Raw genomic sequence first — 15,275 nt, 5'->3', positions numbered from 1 at the left:
CCGTAGCATAAGACAAAGCGGTGACAGTCTGGCGAAATCATTGTCGGGATTCTTGGCGAAATTACTTTCCGCGCGGATGAAACTCCATATGCAAGGCTTGCAAGCGGGCCGTGGCCACGTGCGTGTAAATCTGGGTCGTGCCAATGTCGGAATGCCCAAGCAAGGTCTGCACGATGCGCAGGTCTGCACCGTGATTCAACAGGTGGGTAGCAAATGCGTGCCGCAACACGTGTGGTGACAGTTTCTCTACCGCAATACCGGCCCGCGCCGCATAGCCCTTGACGATGAACCAGGCGCCCTGCCGGGTCATTGGCTCGCCGCGCTGGTTCACAAAGAGTGTCGCCACATTCCGGCCACCACAAAATTGCGTACGGGCCTCTTTCATGTAGCGCTCACACCAATGACACCCTTCCTCGCCAATGGGAACCAGCCGTTGTTTATTCCCCTTGCCGCCGATCACCTGCAGATAGCCCGGGTTAAGGTGGATTTGCTCAATCGGCAATGCAACCAGCTCTGAGACACGCAAACCGGTGGCATACATCAGCTCCAGCATCGCCCGATCGCGCAGGCCCGCTGGCGTTTCGATATCCGGCGCATCGAGCAGCGCTTCGATTTGCACCTCTTCCAGCGCCTTCGGCAATGGACGAACCCGTTTCGGTGAAGTCAGCGTATCGGTCGGGTCGGCGACGATCTTTTCCGATTGCAGCCAATGACGGTAGAACTTGCGCAGGCTGGCAAGCCGTCGCGCCAGCGTGGATGCTTTCATTTCACCCGCTTGGCGAGCCAGAAAATCCTGCACATCTGCGGAATCAGCGGTGAGCAGCGCCTTTTGCTGCGCCACCAACCAGCCCAGCCAGATGCGCAAATCCAGCCGGTAGCTGTTGGCGGTATGTTGCGCCAAGCCATCGCCTAGCCAGACCGCGTCAATGAACTCGTCGATCAGCGAAAGCTCGGCCGATGGCAGCTCAATCGAACCAGTCACGCAGCACTCCTTCATGGCGCAATAACCAGCGCTTGATCGGCATCCAGTCCACGCCATCACGACCGGCATTGAAACCACCAAGCCCGCTGGCAGCTACAACTCTGTGACATGGAATCACAACGGGTATCGGGTTAGAACCACAGGCACCACCCACTGCACGTGCGTTTGACCCGATGTCGTGGGCCAAATCGCCATAGCGAATCACACCCCCACTCGGAATCGCGGCAATCCGTTGCCACACTTTGCGCTGGTGCTCGGAACCCATGAGGCGGTAAGGCAGATCAAAACGAAAGTCGGGGTCTTGGAAATAGGCGTCGAGTTGGCGCGCGGCCTCGCGGAGAATCGAAGAGTTCGGTGCATGCAAAACAACATCGCTTGGCAAGAAATGAATCAGCGTCAGCACATCACCATCAGCGGCCATGCCAAGCCGGCCAAACGGCGCCTGAATAACAGACTGATATCTGATGGCAGAGGAGGATGTCATGTCGGCTCCCAGTGGAACAACGATGATACTCGGACGATAGGCATAAAAAAACGCGGGCCGTAGCCCGCGTTTTTTGCTCCCGAAGGAATGCCGGAATTACTTGGCAGCCACGGCGACCTTGCGAGCCGGCAGCTTTTCCTTGATACGAGCAGACTTGCCCGAACGATCGCGGAGGTAGTACAGCTTTGCACGACGCACATCACCGCGACGCTTCACTTCAACCGAAGCCACCAGCGGGGAGAACGTCTGGAAGGTACGCTCAACGCCCGTACCAGCCGAAATCTTGCGAACGATGAAGGAGCTGTTCAGACCGCGGTTCTTCTTGGCGATCACGACGCCTTCGTAAGCCTGCAGACGCTCACGATTGCCTTCCTTCACCTTGACTTGCACGATGACGGTGTCACCCGGTGCAAAGTCCGGCACGCTCTTGCCCAGGCGGGCGATTTCTTCTTGTTCGAGTTGCTGAATCAGGTTCATTGCAATTACTCCATTCGAAGCTTGTTCCTTCTGCCCTCACGCCCACTGGGCGGTTTGGGTGCTGCCGAATCAGGCCTTATGTTCAGCCTTGAATTCAGCCAGAAGCCGAGCCTCCTCTTTTGAAAGCTGACGATCCACAAGCAAATCCGGGCGACGCAACCAAGTGCGGCCCAGCGCCTGCTTCAAACGCCAACGCCTAATGTTGGCATGATTTCCCGAAAGCAGAACTTCCGGAACCGCCATACCGCGGTAATCCTCGGGACGGGTGTAATGCGGGCAATCCAGCAACCCATCCACAAACGAATCTTCAATGGCGCTGGCCTGCGTGTTCAACACACCCGGCCAATGCCTTGCCACCGCATCGATCAGCACCATCGCCGGCAACTCGCCACCCGACAGCACGTAATCACCGATGGAAATCTCTTCATCGACCTGCCGCTCGATCAGGCGCTCGTCCACACCCTCATACCGACCACACAACAAGATCAAGCCATCCAGCTCGGCCAGCTCAAGTACCTTGTCATGCGTCAACGGCGCGCCTTGCGGCGACAGGTAAATGACCTTGGGCGTTACACCGGTAGCAACTTGCCGTGCTTTCGCTGCCTCTATGCTCAGCTCAAGCGGTTCCGGCTGCATCAACATGCCAGGGCCACCACCAAACGGACGGTCGTCGACACGACGGTAGTTGTCACTGGTGAAATCACGCGGATTCCACGCCTGCAGGGCAAAAATACCCAGCTCGACTGCCCGGCGTGTCACACCGCTTTTGGTCACGGCGTCGAACATCTCCGGAAACAGCGTCACGACATCGATTTGTCGCGTCACCATCGGGATCAGTAGTCCAAACCCCAGTCAACCGTGATGCGCTTTGCGTCACGATCCACCGCCAACACCACATGTGCGACAAACGGCAGCAAGCGCTCAGTCTCGCCATCGTTCACCACCAGTACATCGTTCGCGCCGGTTTCGAACAGTTTCTCGACCACGCCCAGCGTTTCGCCTTGCGTGTTCACGACCGTCAGGCCGATCAAATCAGCCCAATAAAATTCGTTGTCGTTATCGAGCTCAGGCATCTGGCTACGCGGAACCGCGACCTGCATGCCTTTGAACGAAAAGGCAACATCACGATCATCGATTCCTTCGAGCCGAGCGGCCAGCTTTTTGGGCTGAACCACGCTTTCGAGCACTTTATAGGCTTGCCAGACACCGTTACGACCCAACCACCACGTGTCGTAATCGAGCAGGCTATCGGCAAACTCAGTATCAGGCACGATATGCACCCACCCGCGAATACCAAACGCCCCGCTCACAAAACCCATCTCAACCAGATCCGTGGGGACCTCGGTTGCAGGGTTCGCCTGCGGGGCAATCGCTTTTGGCAGCACAGCCAATTAAGCGGCCGGCTTGTAGCTCTTGAGCAGCTTGGCGACGGACTCGTTTACTTGCGCGCCAACGCCAACCCAGTAGTTCACGCGATCCAGCGCGAAACGGACGGCTTCTTCGCCTTCAACGGCAACCGGGTTGTAGAAGCCCAGACGCTCGATGAAACGGCCATCGCGACGGTTGCGGGAATCAGTGGCGACGATGTTGTAGAACGGACGGTTCTTGGCGCCGCCACGGGAAAGACGAATCACGACCATGTCAGTTAATCCAGTTTGAAATCGGTAAATGCGAAACCCGCGATTGTACGGGAAAGTTTTAATCCGGCACAAGCAAAAACGCCGATCGGTCAGGTGATCGGCGAAAAATTGTGCCGAAAAATGAGGTGCTTGCGTAGCACCTCGGCCTTACATGCCAGGCAGAAGCCCCTTCATGCCGCGCATCATCTTCATCATGCCGCCGCCGGAGAATTGCTTCATCATCTTCTGCGTTTGTTCGAACTGATTCAGCAAGCGATTGACCTCTTGCACCGTCACGCCAGCGCCTGCGGCAATACGACGCTTGCGGCTGGCTTTGAGCAATTCCGGCTTGCGGCGCTCCAGCGGTGTCATTGAATTGATGATGGCCTCGATCCGCGCCACCGATTTGTCAGTGACCTGGCTATTGGCAATCTCACCCAATTGGCCCATGCCAGGCAGCTTATCGAGTAGCGCAGACATGCCACCCATTTTCTTCATCTGCTGGATTTGCGATTTGAAGTCTTCCAGATCGAAGCCCTTACCGGACTTGACCTTCTTCATCATCTTCAGCGCTTCGGCTTCGTCGACGGTCTTCTGCACGTCTTCGATCAGCGACAGCACGTCGCCCATGCCGAGAATCCGGCTCGCCATCCGATCCGGATAGAACGGTTCGAGGCCAGTCAGTTTTTCGCCAACGCCAATGAACTTGATCGGCTTGCCTGTGACATTACGCACCGATAGCGCGGCACCGCCACGCGCATCGCCGTCCATCTTGGTCAGGATCACGCCGGTCAGCGCCAGCGTTTCGTTGAATGCCTGCGCGGTATTGACTGCATCCTGGCCTTGCATCGCATCCACGACGAACAGCGTTTCGATCGGATTGATGGCGGCATGGACAGCCTTGATCTCGGCCATCATCGCTTCATCGATCGCCAAACGGCCGGCGGTGTCGACGATCAATACATCGTGGAAATGCTTCTTGGCGTAGTCATGCGCAGCCAGTGCGATATCGACCGGCTTTTGCGAGGCATCAGACGGAAACCACTCAACGTCGATCTGCCCAGCAACAGTTTTAAGCTGCTCAATGGCGGCCGGGCGATACACGTCGGCGGAGACGAGCAGTACTTTCTTCTTTTGCTCTTCCTTTAGACGCTTGGCGAGTTTGCCCGACGTCGTGGTTTTGCCCGCGCCCTGCAAGCCTGCCATCAGGATCACCGCTGGCGGCACAGCGGCAAGATTCAGCGCGTCGTTCTGTGCGCCCATCAGCTTGGTCAGCTCTTCGTACACCACGCCAATAAAGGCTTGGCCTGGCGTCAGGCTGCCGATCACGTCCTGACCCAAGGCACGGGTTTTCACCTCGCCGATGAATGTCTTGACGACCGGCAGCGCGACATCGGCCTCCAGCAGCGCCATCCGCACTTCGCGCAGCGCCTCTTGGATGTTGTCTTCAGACAGGCGCGCGTTGCCACGCAGATTCTTGATCACGCCGCCAAGGCGATTGGAGAGATTCTCCAGCATTGCATTTCCCTTTTGAGGCCGGGCGCTCGTACGGACGCCGCGGTCTGCTAGACTCACGAATCCCGACATTCTAACTGATTTGCTCCGGTGACTTGGCTTGCCCCCATCGCGCTTGTTCTCTATCTGGCCCTCGGCTGGCAGTTTTGCCGCAGCCGGCTGACCCGCCACGCCGTCGCACGTCCGACACTTGAGCACAGCCTGCTGATCGTCGCACTGGCCTTGCACGGGCTAGCGCTCTGGCCTGATTTCGTGACCTTGCCGCTACGCTTTGGCGCAGCCGAGGCGCTATCACTGACCGCATGGCTGGCGATGCTGATTTATCTGGTCGGGCATCTGGCCTATCGGCTCGAAGGGATCCAGCCTGCGCTGATCGGCATGGTGGCGCTACTGCTTGCTGCGAGCCTGCTGCTGCCACCCGGTCACGCGCTCGACTACCCGCAAAACATCGTCTCTCGCCTGCACTTCTTCTCCGCCATGCTGGCCTATGCCGTACTGACCATCGCGGCTGGCGTAGCCCTGCTGATTCGCCTCGCGGATCGGCGTTTACACCGTGCAGCAGCCAGCCTGTTGATCCAGACCCTGCCGCCCCTGTTGGCGCTGGAGAAGCTGCTGTTCGCCTGCGTCTACGCGGGCTTTGCGCTACTTACGATCGCACTGGCAACCGGCGCGCTATTCACCGAGTACATCTATGGCCCGCACCGTGGCCTGTCACATAAAGCCGTCTTTTCCGTGCTGGCGTGGCTGGTTTACGGGGGCCTGATCTTTGGGCGCTTTCGCTCCGGCTGGCGCGGGCAACGGGCAGCGAATTGGGCGCTAGGCGGCTTTGCTTTGATGTTGCTCGGCTACATCGGCACCCGGCTGGTGCTCGACGTCATCCTGCACCGCGGATAAACAGTCCGCATCAGCTCACTATCTATAATCAGCGCAACTCTTCTCGCGGAAGCCCGACGTTGGACGACATCCCCATCTCTGCGCTGGTCATCGGTCTGATCACTTGCCTGCTGAGTTCTGCCTTCTTCTCCGGTGCCGAAACCGCGATGATGGCCATCAATCGCTACAAACTCGCCAGCAAGACACGCCAAGGCCACCACGCCGCCCAGCGCACCCAGAAGCTACTCAATGAGACCGAAAAGCTGCTATCGGTCATTCTGCTGGGCAACACACTGATCAACACCGGTTCCGCCACCCTCTCGGCACTGATCTCCGCCCGACTGTTTGCCGGCAATGACGCAGCGGTCGGTATCTCCGCCATTCTGGTTGCCTTTGCGATCCTCGTTTTTTCAGAAGCAACGCCCAAGGTCATCGCAGCCACTTACCCGGAACGATTTGCCTTCACGGCAAGTTACCCGCTCACGCTGCTGCTACGCCTGTTCTACCCGGCGGTCTGGTTCGTCAACCTGTTCGTGGCCGCCCTGCTGCGGCTACTGCGCTTGCACAAACCCATCGGCGGACAGCAAGCACTATCGCCCGAAGAGTTGCGGATGCTGGTGCTCGAATCCGGCAAATATATCCAGAAAAAGCACCACGCGATCCTGCTCAATTTGTTTGAACTCTCGAACATCACCGTCGACGACGTAATGACCCCCCGGCACCAGATCGAAATGATCGATCTGGCTACGCCGGAGGATGAACTGCGACGCCAGCTCTTTACCTGCCACCACTCCCGCCTGCCGGTCTGCGCGGGTAGTCCGGATAACGTGCTCGGTATCTTGCAAGCCCGCAAACTGCTCTCGCTACGAGAAGATGAAGTCAACGCTGACGCCGTTCGCCGCCTGATGCGCAGCACATATTTCATTCCGTCGAACACACCGCTATTTATGCAGTTGCAGAATTTTCAGGAAAACAAGCGGCGCATCGGCATCGTGGTCGATGAATATGGCGAATTGTCCGGGCTTGTTACGCTGGAAGACATCCTTGAGCAAATCATCGGCGAATTCACCACCAATGCCCCACAGGCTGGCCAGCGATTCGAAAAGCAGGCCGATGGCAGTTATTTACTTGATGGCGCGGCCAGTTTGCGCGAATTGAACCGTAAATTGAAACTGGCGTTCCCGATCGATGGGCCCAAAACATTGAACGGTTTGATACTGGAATACTTCGAAGACATCCCGGACTCAGGCACCTGCCTTGTGCTCGCTGGGGAAAGGCTCGAAATCGTTCAGACGCAGGATCGCAGCATCAAAATGGTCAGGCTTTATCCACGCTCGTAAGAATCGATCACAGATACAACGCATTTGGCCCATATCATTTGCTAGACTGCACCTTATCGTCCAAAAAGCGGCAGTGCATTCACGGGGTTTGAGCCTTAGCAAACCACGACGCGCCGAAAACCCAGAAGCCAAATCATGAGCACCGCACAGATATCCGGCTTGGCCCGCCTCCTCGTTCAGCACGGCAGATTAATCGACGCCGACGCGGAAGCACTGCAAACAACGGCAACGTCCAGCAAGTTGCCGTTTATTGAACAGTTGATCCTGAGCAAGAAGATGTCCGCCAAGGATGTCGCCGAATTCAGCTCGCAAGCATTTGGCTATCCACTGCTCGATCTGGACAAAATTGACAGCAGCTATATTCCGAACGGCGTGCTGGATAACAAGGTCATGCAGGGGCAGCGTATCGTGCCGCTGTTCAAGCGCGGCACCAAGCTGTTCGTTGGCATTTCCGACATCACCAATCTGCAAGCCATGGAGGAAGTCCGTTTCCAGAGCGGCATGCAGATCGAACCGATCGTCGTCGAAGACAACAAACTGATTTCATTACTGGACAAACTACTCGAGTCCAGCGGCGCAAATCTCAAGAATCTCACGGTCGATGAGGCAGACCTTGAAATCACTGGTGGCGATGAAGAGCCTCAGTCAGACGCCCCTAACGTGGATGTCGATGATGCACCGGTCGTCAAATACATCCAGAAAATCCTGCTCGATGCCATTAATGGCGGCGCATCGGATATCCATTTCGAGCCTTATGAAAAGTATTACCGCATTCGTTACCGGGTGGATGGCATCTTGCGCGAAATTGCACAGCCGCCACTGGCGATCAAGGAAAAGATCGCCTCACGGATCAAGGTCATTTCCAAACTGGATATTTCGGAAAAACGGATTCCGCAAGATGGCCGGATGAAACTGGTGCTATCCAAAAACCGCGCCATCGATTTCCGCGTTTCGACCCTGCCCACCCTGCATGGCGAAAAAATCTGTATGCGGATTCTCGACCCAACGTCCGCCCAACTCGGGATCGACGCGCTCGGCTATGACCCCGACCAGAAAGAAGCGCTCCTGAATGCCGTCAACCGGCCCTATGGCATGGTGCTGGTCACAGGGCCGACCGGCTCCGGCAAAACGGTGTCGCTCTACACTTGCCTGAATATCCTGAACCAGCCAGGCACCAATATTTCAACCGCAGAAGACCCGGCGGAAATCAACTTGCCGGGCGTCAATCAGGTCAACGTCAACGAAAAGGCCGGCCTGACCTTCGCCGCCGCACTGAAGGCCTTCCTGCGCCAGGATCCTGACGTCATCATGGTCGGTGAAATCCGCGACCTCGAGACGGCGGATATCGCCATCAAGGCCGCACAAACCGGCCACATGGTGTTTTCGACCTTACACACGAACGATGCGCCTGGAACACTGACCCGCCTCTTGAACATGGGCGTCGCGCCGTTCAACGTGGCCTCCTCGGTCATCCTGATTACCGCGCAGCGGCTCGGGCGTCGGCTCTGCCCAAATTGCAAGGCACCGTTCGACATCCCGCACGAAGCGCTACTGCACGCCGGCTTTACCGAAGCCGACCTGGATGGCAGTTGGACCCCCTACAAACCGGTCGGATGCGAAACCTGCAAGGGCTCAGGTTATAAGGGCCGGGTAGGGATCTATCAGGTCATGCCAATTACCGACGAAATGAACCGTATCATCATGACAAATGGCAATGCGATCGACATTGCCGATCAAGCCCGCCGTGACGGGGTGCGCGATCTGCGCCGCTCTGGTCTGCTCAAGGTCAAGCAAGGGTTAACCTCGCTTGAGGAAGTCATGGCGGTGACAAACGAATAACGAGGAGGGGTGAAATGGGCACGAAGGCAAAAGCCGTCGCGGTAAAGGAGTACACGTATTCGTGGGAGGGGAAGGACCGCGCCGGAAAGAGCGTCAAGGGTGAAATGCGCGCCACGGGTGAAGCGGTACTGAAGAACCACATGCGTCGGCAAGGTATCAACGTGATGCGCGTAAAACGGCAGCGTGTCGGAGGCGGCCGCCGTATCACGGATGAAGACATCACCATGTTTACCCGCCAACTCGCCACGATGCTCAAGTCTGGCGTGCCAATGCTGACTTCTTTCGATATCGTCGCCAAAGGCCACTCCAACCCGTCCGTGACCCGTTTGCTGATGGAAATCAAGACGGACATCGAAACCGGCTCGTCACTCACCGTTGCATTCAGGAGACACCCGGCCTATTTCGATGCCTTGTATTGCAATCTGGTTCAGGCCGGGGAACAGGCCGGTATTCTCGATGCCCTGTTGGCACGGCTCGCCACCTACAAGGAAAAAATCCTTGGCGTAAAGAAAAAGATCAAATCCGCGATGTTCTATCCGACCGCGGTGATCGTAGCTGCATTCGTGATCACCGCAGTGATCATGATTTTCGTCATTCCAGCCTTCAAGGACTTGTTCTCCAGTTTCGGGGCAGATCTACCTGGGCCGACACAAGTCGTCATCACCATTTCCGATGCCTTTACCAGCTACTGGTACATTATTTTCGGCAGCATTTTCGGCGGCTATTACTTGTTCATGAAGGCATGGAAACGCTCTGAAGCCGTGCAAATCTTCATGGATCGCTTGATCCTTAAATTGCCGGTATTGGGCGACATTGTCCGCAGCGCCACGATTGCGCGCTGGGCGCGCACGCTTTCCACCATGTTCGCGGCCGGCGTACCTCTGGTTGAATCACTGGAATCAGTCGGTGGGGCCGCTGGCAATTACCTCTACAAAATTGCCACCAAGAAAATCCAGTCCGAAGTCAGCACCGGCACCAGCCTGACCATCGCCATGCAAAATGCCAATGTGTTCCCGAACATGATGCTGCAAATGGTGTCCATCGGCGAAGAATCTGGGGCGCTGGATGCGATGCTTGGGAAAGTAGCGGATTACTACGAAGAAGAAGTAGATAATGCTGTCGAAGCCCTGTCGAGCCTGATGGAACCCATCATCATGGTGGTACTGGGGGTATTGATCGGCGGCTTGGTCGTAGCCATGTATCTGCCGATTTTCAAGATGGGTGCGGCAATTGGCGGCTAATCGATGGATTTATTGACTTTACTTTCTACAAACCCGCCGTTTTTCGGCGGGTTGTTATTTGTATTGGGCTTGGTATTCGGCAGTTTTTTGAATGTCGTCATTCATCGCTTACCAAAGATGATCGAAACAGAATTCCGCCACGATTGCGCCTGTCTCGATTTGCCGATCGATGCCGCTGTGCCGGATAAGCCAAAATACAATCTGGTCGTCCCGCGTTCAGCCTGCCCGCATTGCGGGCACCAGATTTCCGCGCTGGAAAACATCCCGGTCATCAGCTATCTGGCGCTGCGCGGACGCTGCCGTGGTTGCGGTGCAAAGATCAGCATCCGTTATCCGCTGGTTGAATTGCTGACCGGCATATTGACCCTCTGGGTAGGCATGTCATTTGGACCAACGTGGGCTGGGGCTGGCGGCATCACATTGAGCTGGGTACTGATCGCGCTCGTATTCATCGATGCGGACACCTACCTGCTACCGGACAACCTGACCTTCCCATTGCTCTGGCTTGGGCTGCTGTTCAATCTGGCAGGGGGTTTCGTGCCCTTACCGCAAGCGGTCATTGGTGCGGTGGCCGGCTACCTACTGCTCTGGAGCGTGTACTGGCTATTCAAGTTGATCACCGGCAAGGAAGGCATGGGCTACGGCGACTTCAAATTGCTCGCGGCGCTCGGGGCTTGGTTCGGATGGACTGCTTTACCCGTTATCGTGTTGCTCTCGTCGTTGGCCGGGGCAGTCGTGGGCATTGGGCTGGTCATCGCAGCACGACGCGGTTTTAGCAAACCAATGCCGTTTGGCCCCTATCTTGGCATTGCCGGCTGGCTCTATCTGATGTTCGGGACAACGCTGCAACATGCGTTGTTTGGCATGCTTTGATGCAAGTGATTGGCCTGACCGGCGGCATTGGCAGCGGCAAATCGACCGTTGCGCACTTGTTTGCGGTGCGTGGTATCCCGGTGATCGACACGGATCACATTGCCCACGCGCTTTCCACGCCACCGTCACCATTGCTCAGTGTCATTGCTGAAACATTTGGCTCGGATCACCTACTCCCGGACGGCCATCTCGATCGAGCCAAACTGCGTGAGCAGGTTTTCCACAACCCACAAGCCAAACAAGCGCTGGAAGCAATTCTCCATCCCGCCATTCATCATGACGTCACCCAGCAATTAGCCAGGCTGCCGGCCACTACACCTTATGCTCTCGTGGTCGTACCGCTATTTTTTGAAACTGGCGCCTACTATGACGTGGTAACGCGGGTGCTCGTCGTCGATTGCGACGAGCAAACTCAGCTTGCCCGAGTTCTCAGCCGGCCCGGCCTATCCAAAGAAACAACGCAGGCTATTATTTCGCTACAGGCCACCCGGCAACAACGACTTTCCGGCGCTGACGATGTCATTCAAAACACCGGCACGCTCGATCTATTGGAAGAACAAGTCAATGCATTGCACCAACACTATCTGGGTCAGTCATGACATTGGACTATTTCGCTTACAAGGCGGGTTTTCAAATCCGGCGCCTTGCTGCAGAATTGCGTATCTTTGCCGTTTAGGCCGACCGTGATCAATTACGAGTTTCCGATTACCGAGCGTATACGCACCCTGTTGCGACTCGAGGATCTGTATAACCGCACCGCGCTGTTTATTTCGCGCGACCACGGCCTCGACCACCATTCAGCGTTGGCCGGCATATTCGAGATCATGGAAGTGGCGAGTCGGGCCGACCTGAAATCGGATTTGCTGCAAGAACTTGAGCGTCAACGCCAGACTTTATCTGCGCTACGCAACAATCCGCATATTTCCGAAGCCGCACTGGAAAGCATTCTGGTTGCCATCGAGGAAACGCATGGTCGCTTGCTGCAAATGACCGGAAAATTCGGCCAATACCTGCGCGATAACGAATGGTTGATGGCCGTCAAGCAACGCATGGGCATTCCCGGCGGTGCTTGCGAATTCGACCTCCCCGGCTACCACTATTGGCGGGAACAAACTGCGGAGCGGCGTCGTGCCGATCTGGATCGCTGGTTCGGTCCGTTGTTACCCATCAAGCAGGGGCTCGACATCGTGCTGCGTCTGTTGCGCGACTCGGCCAAGGTCAGCCACTACACGGCACGCAATGGTCACTTCCAGCAAATGTCCGGTGGCAAGACCGTCTTGTTGCTGCGCGTCTCGCTGCCGCCAGACCTGCCGGCTGTACCGGAACTGTCCGCCAACCGCTACGCCATCAACATTCGCTTTGTCCTGCCATCGACGTCCGGCGAACGCGCCAAGGTTGTCGAGACGGATATCGATTTTTCCCTTGGCTATTGCAACCTGTGAAACCTGAAGTGCGCCAAGTCCCCTGCCCGACCTGCGGCAAGCCATCCCTGTATTCACCGGACAATCTCAGTCGGCCGTTCTGCTCGCCGCGCTGCAAGGTCAACGACCTTGGCGCCTGGGCCGAAGAGCGCTACCGGATTCCATCGGTGATTCCACTCGATCAGGAATTCGATTTTTCGCAGGACTGATGAGGCTTGAAGCAAGGCCCGCGCTTAATTGTGGGATTGCTCTGGAAAGCTGCCGCCTCTGGCGCTGTCACCAAGCGAATCCGGCAAGCGCCAGCGCAGCAGTTCACGACTGCCGAGCGCCCACAACTCCGTACCATGCCAGGAAAACGCCAGCGCTTTTAGCTCGCCGCGCGCCGGTCCCGCCAGCGAAACCGGCGTTTTCCCATTTGCGACATTCCACAGCACCACGATTGGCCCCGGCCCCTGAGCGGCGGTCGACCCCAGCGCGAGGAAGCGACCGTTTGCCGATCGGGCAGCCGCCTGCAGCGTATCGGATCGGCCAAGCAAGACGGAGTGAAGCACGCTGCCGCTCTTCAGATCGACCACATACATGCCAAAGAAACGATCATTGCTGCGTGCGCCCTTTTTAATTTCCGGCGGAAGCAATTCGCTGTCAGCCAGCATCAGCATGAAGCCGGTGGCGATCCAGCCTGCTTCGAACGAAGCCAACGGTTTGGGCGACCACGGCGCCAGCTTGCCATCAGGCTCCTGCCCAGGTGCGCCGACACGTTGCGGCAGCGGGATAACCCGCAGAACACGGCCATCGGCAGCATTAAACTCAGTCACCCCAACCGAGTCCTCTGTCCAGAAACCGTGCGAACCGCGCCAAAGCACGGGTCTGATGGTTTCTTGCATGAAGGACTGACGCAAACTGTGCAGCGTCGTATCAAAGGCCCACATGCCGCCATCTACAGGCGCGGACGTCTTGGGCTGCCACGCAACAAACAGATCCGTGCCCAACGGATTGGCATCGCTGCTGTTGCCACGGTCGAAATAAGCGGGCGTCTGCGCGCTACTCAATTGCCACTCCAGAGACTGGATTGACTTTGAGTTGCCGAGATTGACCGCATAGCTGGCGACATGTCGTGCCTTTGCATCGTAGGCATAAAGCCGGACTTGGCCGTTGTCCGAACCGGCCCCCGAGAACCAGACGGTGCCGCCATCGGCGCTGAGCGCAAGTTGCCGCACATCCTCGCGACCATGCCATACCGTCTCGACCTTCCACGTTCTCCCATCCGGATGCAGACGCCACACACTTGATCCTTCCGTGAGTATCTCCGCGCTGAACAGCAAATCACCGCCGGGCAAGGTAAGCAGATCGTGCGGATAGAGCGGCATGTCCTTGCGCCCGATCAGCGTATCCAGCGGGATTGCTTCGGCCTGTAGCGTTGCGCCGTCGGTGGCCGGCACGGCAAGGTGGATGGGCAAGACCGTTGATGCGCTTGCAACAGGCTGCACCCAAGCCAGCGGCGATGAGGCGATGTTCAGCTCTGCGCCAGGGGCTGCGGTCATCATGGCCTTGCGAACCGCCTCGAACACATCGGCGGGCACCACGCCACGCGTCAGCGTGGATGACTGGCCCCCACCCAGCGGATTGAAGTTTCGCAACTCGTGCAACAGGCTGTAATCGGGGTTCGGGTAAGTATCTTCGCGGGTAATGCGCACAACCGTAGCGGGATGACCGAAGGCGGCGGACATATCAAACAGCTGAATGCCCAGCTCGCTCTTGCTCTGGTGGATAAGGCCGTAGCTTCGGTTCTGCCAGGCGTTGTAACCGCCATATGTCACCTTGAACGCATCGATCTCATTGCCCCGCGTTACGTCCCAATGAATATCTGCGCGCGCCTTGGCCAGTCGCTGAGCAACTTCCTCCGGGCTGAGCACGCCGGCGTCTTGCGCCAGCTTCAACTTGGGCTCGGTAAAGCGGCGGGCGAGCGCATCGCGTAGATCGGGGCGTCGCGACAGCAGTACCTCAGACCAGTGCTCAGGCAGATAAGCGAGTGCACTGCTATCCGGCGAGGACTCAAACTTGCCCAGCGCGTTGAGCGCCGCTTGCACCGCGGGTTGAATCTTTGCCAGCGGCGCGTTGATCAACAGGTGCGCCTCAACAGCCGCCTTTGGCGCGCCAGAGTCGGCCCAGACCAGGATCCGCTCTTTTCTCCCGCTGGCCAGGATGCTTGCATCTTGCACTGATCCCGCTAACTGCAAACGCCAACTGCGCTGAACATTCGAGCCGTCCTGAACCGCCGCCGTAACCGGACCACCTATTGCAGCCATTACGACAACTGATGCGATCCTGGCGAAACAATGCCGCACAAAGCGCATGGTGATTTCCTTCCTCATTGGCATCCGCATCATGGTAACCGGAGAAAGCATTTTTCTTTTCACGGTTTTGACGAAACTGGTAATGTCCCGCGGCAATTCACGGCAAATGCTTGGGCGAAATTGGGGTAGTGCCGGGAAACAGGATTGAAACGTGTGTCGGGCCGGAGTGGCGTAATGAAGAAAGCGCGGGCAAGTCGGAAGCGGGAATAGCAGGCTGAAAAACAAAAAGCCCTTGAATCAATCAAGGGCTTTTTCTA

At 57.2% G+C, this 15,275-nt stretch carries 16 protein-coding genes; 8 read left to right on the top strand and 8 right to left on the bottom strand.

What is annotated here, in order from left to right; genetic code table 11:
- Nucleotides 1-61: 61 nt before the first annotated feature.
- The 7 genes from xerD to ffh all read right to left on the bottom strand — a co-directional run bounded on the left by xerD (nucleotide 62) and on the right by ffh (nucleotide 5,080).
- Entirely contained in the window at nucleotides 62-982 is a 921-nt protein-coding gene (gene xerD / locus BR41_RS03515) for a site-specific tyrosine recombinase XerD (RefSeq protein WP_245615793.1), read from the bottom strand.
- Nucleotides 966-1,466 (bottom strand): methylated-DNA--[protein]-cysteine S-methyltransferase, encoded by a 501-nt coding sequence (locus BR41_RS03510; RefSeq protein ID WP_156970536.1) that lies wholly within the window; start codon nucleotides 1,464-1,466, stop codon nucleotides 966-968. Before BR41_RS03510 ends, xerD begins: the two co-directional genes overlap by 17 nt.
- Before the next feature lie 96 nt (nucleotides 1,467-1,562).
- Nucleotides 1,563-1,943 (bottom strand): 50S ribosomal protein L19, encoded by a 381-nt coding sequence (gene rplS / locus BR41_RS03505; RefSeq protein ID WP_035052915.1) that lies wholly within the window; start codon nucleotides 1,941-1,943, stop codon nucleotides 1,563-1,565.
- Nucleotides 1,944-2,012: 69 nt separating this feature from the next.
- Nucleotides 2,013-2,771: a tRNA (guanosine(37)-N1)-methyltransferase TrmD gene (trmD, locus tag BR41_RS03500; RefSeq protein ID WP_035052913.1), complete on the bottom strand. Its 759-nt coding sequence runs from the start codon at nucleotides 2,769-2,771 to the stop codon at nucleotides 2,013-2,015.
- A 5-nt stretch (nucleotides 2,772-2,776) separates the two neighbouring features.
- Nucleotides 2,777-3,262, bottom strand: a complete 486-nt coding sequence (gene rimM / locus BR41_RS03495) for a ribosome maturation factor RimM (RefSeq protein WP_051710206.1) — start codon at nucleotides 3,260-3,262, stop codon at nucleotides 2,777-2,779.
- A gap of 72 nt (nucleotides 3,263-3,334) precedes the next feature.
- Complete coding sequence (gene rpsP / locus BR41_RS03490; RefSeq protein ID WP_035052911.1) at nucleotides 3,335-3,583, bottom strand: 30S ribosomal protein S16; 249 nt, start codon at nucleotides 3,581-3,583, stop codon at nucleotides 3,335-3,337.
- A 147-nt stretch (nucleotides 3,584-3,730) separates the two neighbouring features.
- Nucleotides 3,731-5,080 carry a signal recognition particle protein gene (ffh, locus tag BR41_RS03485; RefSeq protein WP_035052909.1) on the bottom strand — a complete coding sequence of 450 codons (1,350 nt, stop codon included), beginning with the start codon at nucleotides 5,078-5,080 and terminating at the stop codon, nucleotides 3,731-3,733.
- 87 nt (nucleotides 5,081-5,167) lie between these two features.
- Here ffh and BR41_RS03480 point away from each other — a divergent pair, with 87 nt between their 5' ends.
- The 8 genes from BR41_RS03480 (at nucleotide 5,168) to BR41_RS03445 (ending at nucleotide 12,873) form a co-directional block, all read left to right on the top strand.
- The gene (locus tag BR41_RS03480) at nucleotides 5,168-5,971 is read left to right on the top strand and encodes a cytochrome C assembly family protein (protein WP_035052908.1); all 804 of its coding nucleotides are present in this window, start codon (nucleotides 5,168-5,170) and stop codon (nucleotides 5,969-5,971) included.
- Nucleotides 5,972-6,030: 59 nt separating this feature from the next.
- On the top strand, nucleotides 6,031-7,290 hold the full coding sequence (locus tag BR41_RS03475) for an HlyC/CorC family transporter (RefSeq protein WP_035052905.1): 1,260 nt from the start codon (nucleotides 6,031-6,033) through the stop codon (nucleotides 7,288-7,290).
- 135 nt (nucleotides 7,291-7,425) lie between these two features.
- Complete coding sequence (pilB, locus tag BR41_RS03470; RefSeq protein ID WP_211251650.1) at nucleotides 7,426-9,129, top strand: type IV-A pilus assembly ATPase PilB; 1,704 nt, start codon at nucleotides 7,426-7,428, stop codon at nucleotides 9,127-9,129.
- 14 nt (nucleotides 9,130-9,143) lie between these two features.
- Nucleotides 9,144-10,370 carry a type II secretion system F family protein gene (locus BR41_RS03465; RefSeq protein WP_035052902.1) on the top strand — a complete coding sequence of 409 codons (1,227 nt, stop codon included), beginning with the start codon at nucleotides 9,144-9,146 and terminating at the stop codon, nucleotides 10,368-10,370.
- 3 nt (nucleotides 10,371-10,373) lie between these two features.
- Entirely contained in the window at nucleotides 10,374-11,243 is an 870-nt protein-coding gene (locus tag BR41_RS03460; RefSeq protein ID WP_035052900.1) for a prepilin peptidase, read from the top strand.
- Nucleotides 11,243-11,842 (top strand): dephospho-CoA kinase, encoded by a 600-nt coding sequence (gene coaE, locus BR41_RS03455; RefSeq protein WP_035052892.1) that lies wholly within the window; start codon nucleotides 11,243-11,245, stop codon nucleotides 11,840-11,842. The genes BR41_RS03460 and coaE overlap by 1 nt, the downstream gene beginning before the upstream one ends.
- 84 nt (nucleotides 11,843-11,926) lie before the next feature.
- Nucleotides 11,927-12,685 carry a cell division protein ZapD gene (gene zapD / locus BR41_RS03450; RefSeq protein WP_035052891.1) on the top strand — a complete coding sequence of 253 codons (759 nt, stop codon included), beginning with the start codon at nucleotides 11,927-11,929 and terminating at the stop codon, nucleotides 12,683-12,685.
- Between the two features lie 8 nt (nucleotides 12,686-12,693).
- Complete coding sequence (locus BR41_RS03445; protein ID WP_245615791.1) at nucleotides 12,694-12,873, top strand: DNA gyrase inhibitor YacG; 180 nt, start codon at nucleotides 12,694-12,696, stop codon at nucleotides 12,871-12,873.
- 24 nt (nucleotides 12,874-12,897) lie between these two features.
- Here BR41_RS03445 and BR41_RS03440 read toward each other — a convergent pair whose 3' ends face one another.
- Nucleotides 12,898-15,243: a hypothetical protein gene (locus BR41_RS03440; RefSeq protein ID WP_156970535.1), complete on the bottom strand. Its 2,346-nt coding sequence runs from the start codon at nucleotides 15,241-15,243 to the stop codon at nucleotides 12,898-12,900.
- Between the last annotated feature and the right edge of the window lie 32 nt (nucleotides 15,244-15,275).

The sequence above is a fragment of the Andreprevotia chitinilytica DSM 18519 genome (assembly GCF_000711875.1).
GTDB classification, from domain to species: Bacteria; Pseudomonadota; Gammaproteobacteria; order Burkholderiales; family Chitinibacteraceae; genus Andreprevotia; species Andreprevotia chitinilytica.
This window is presented reverse-complemented; position numbering and strand designations above follow the sequence as displayed.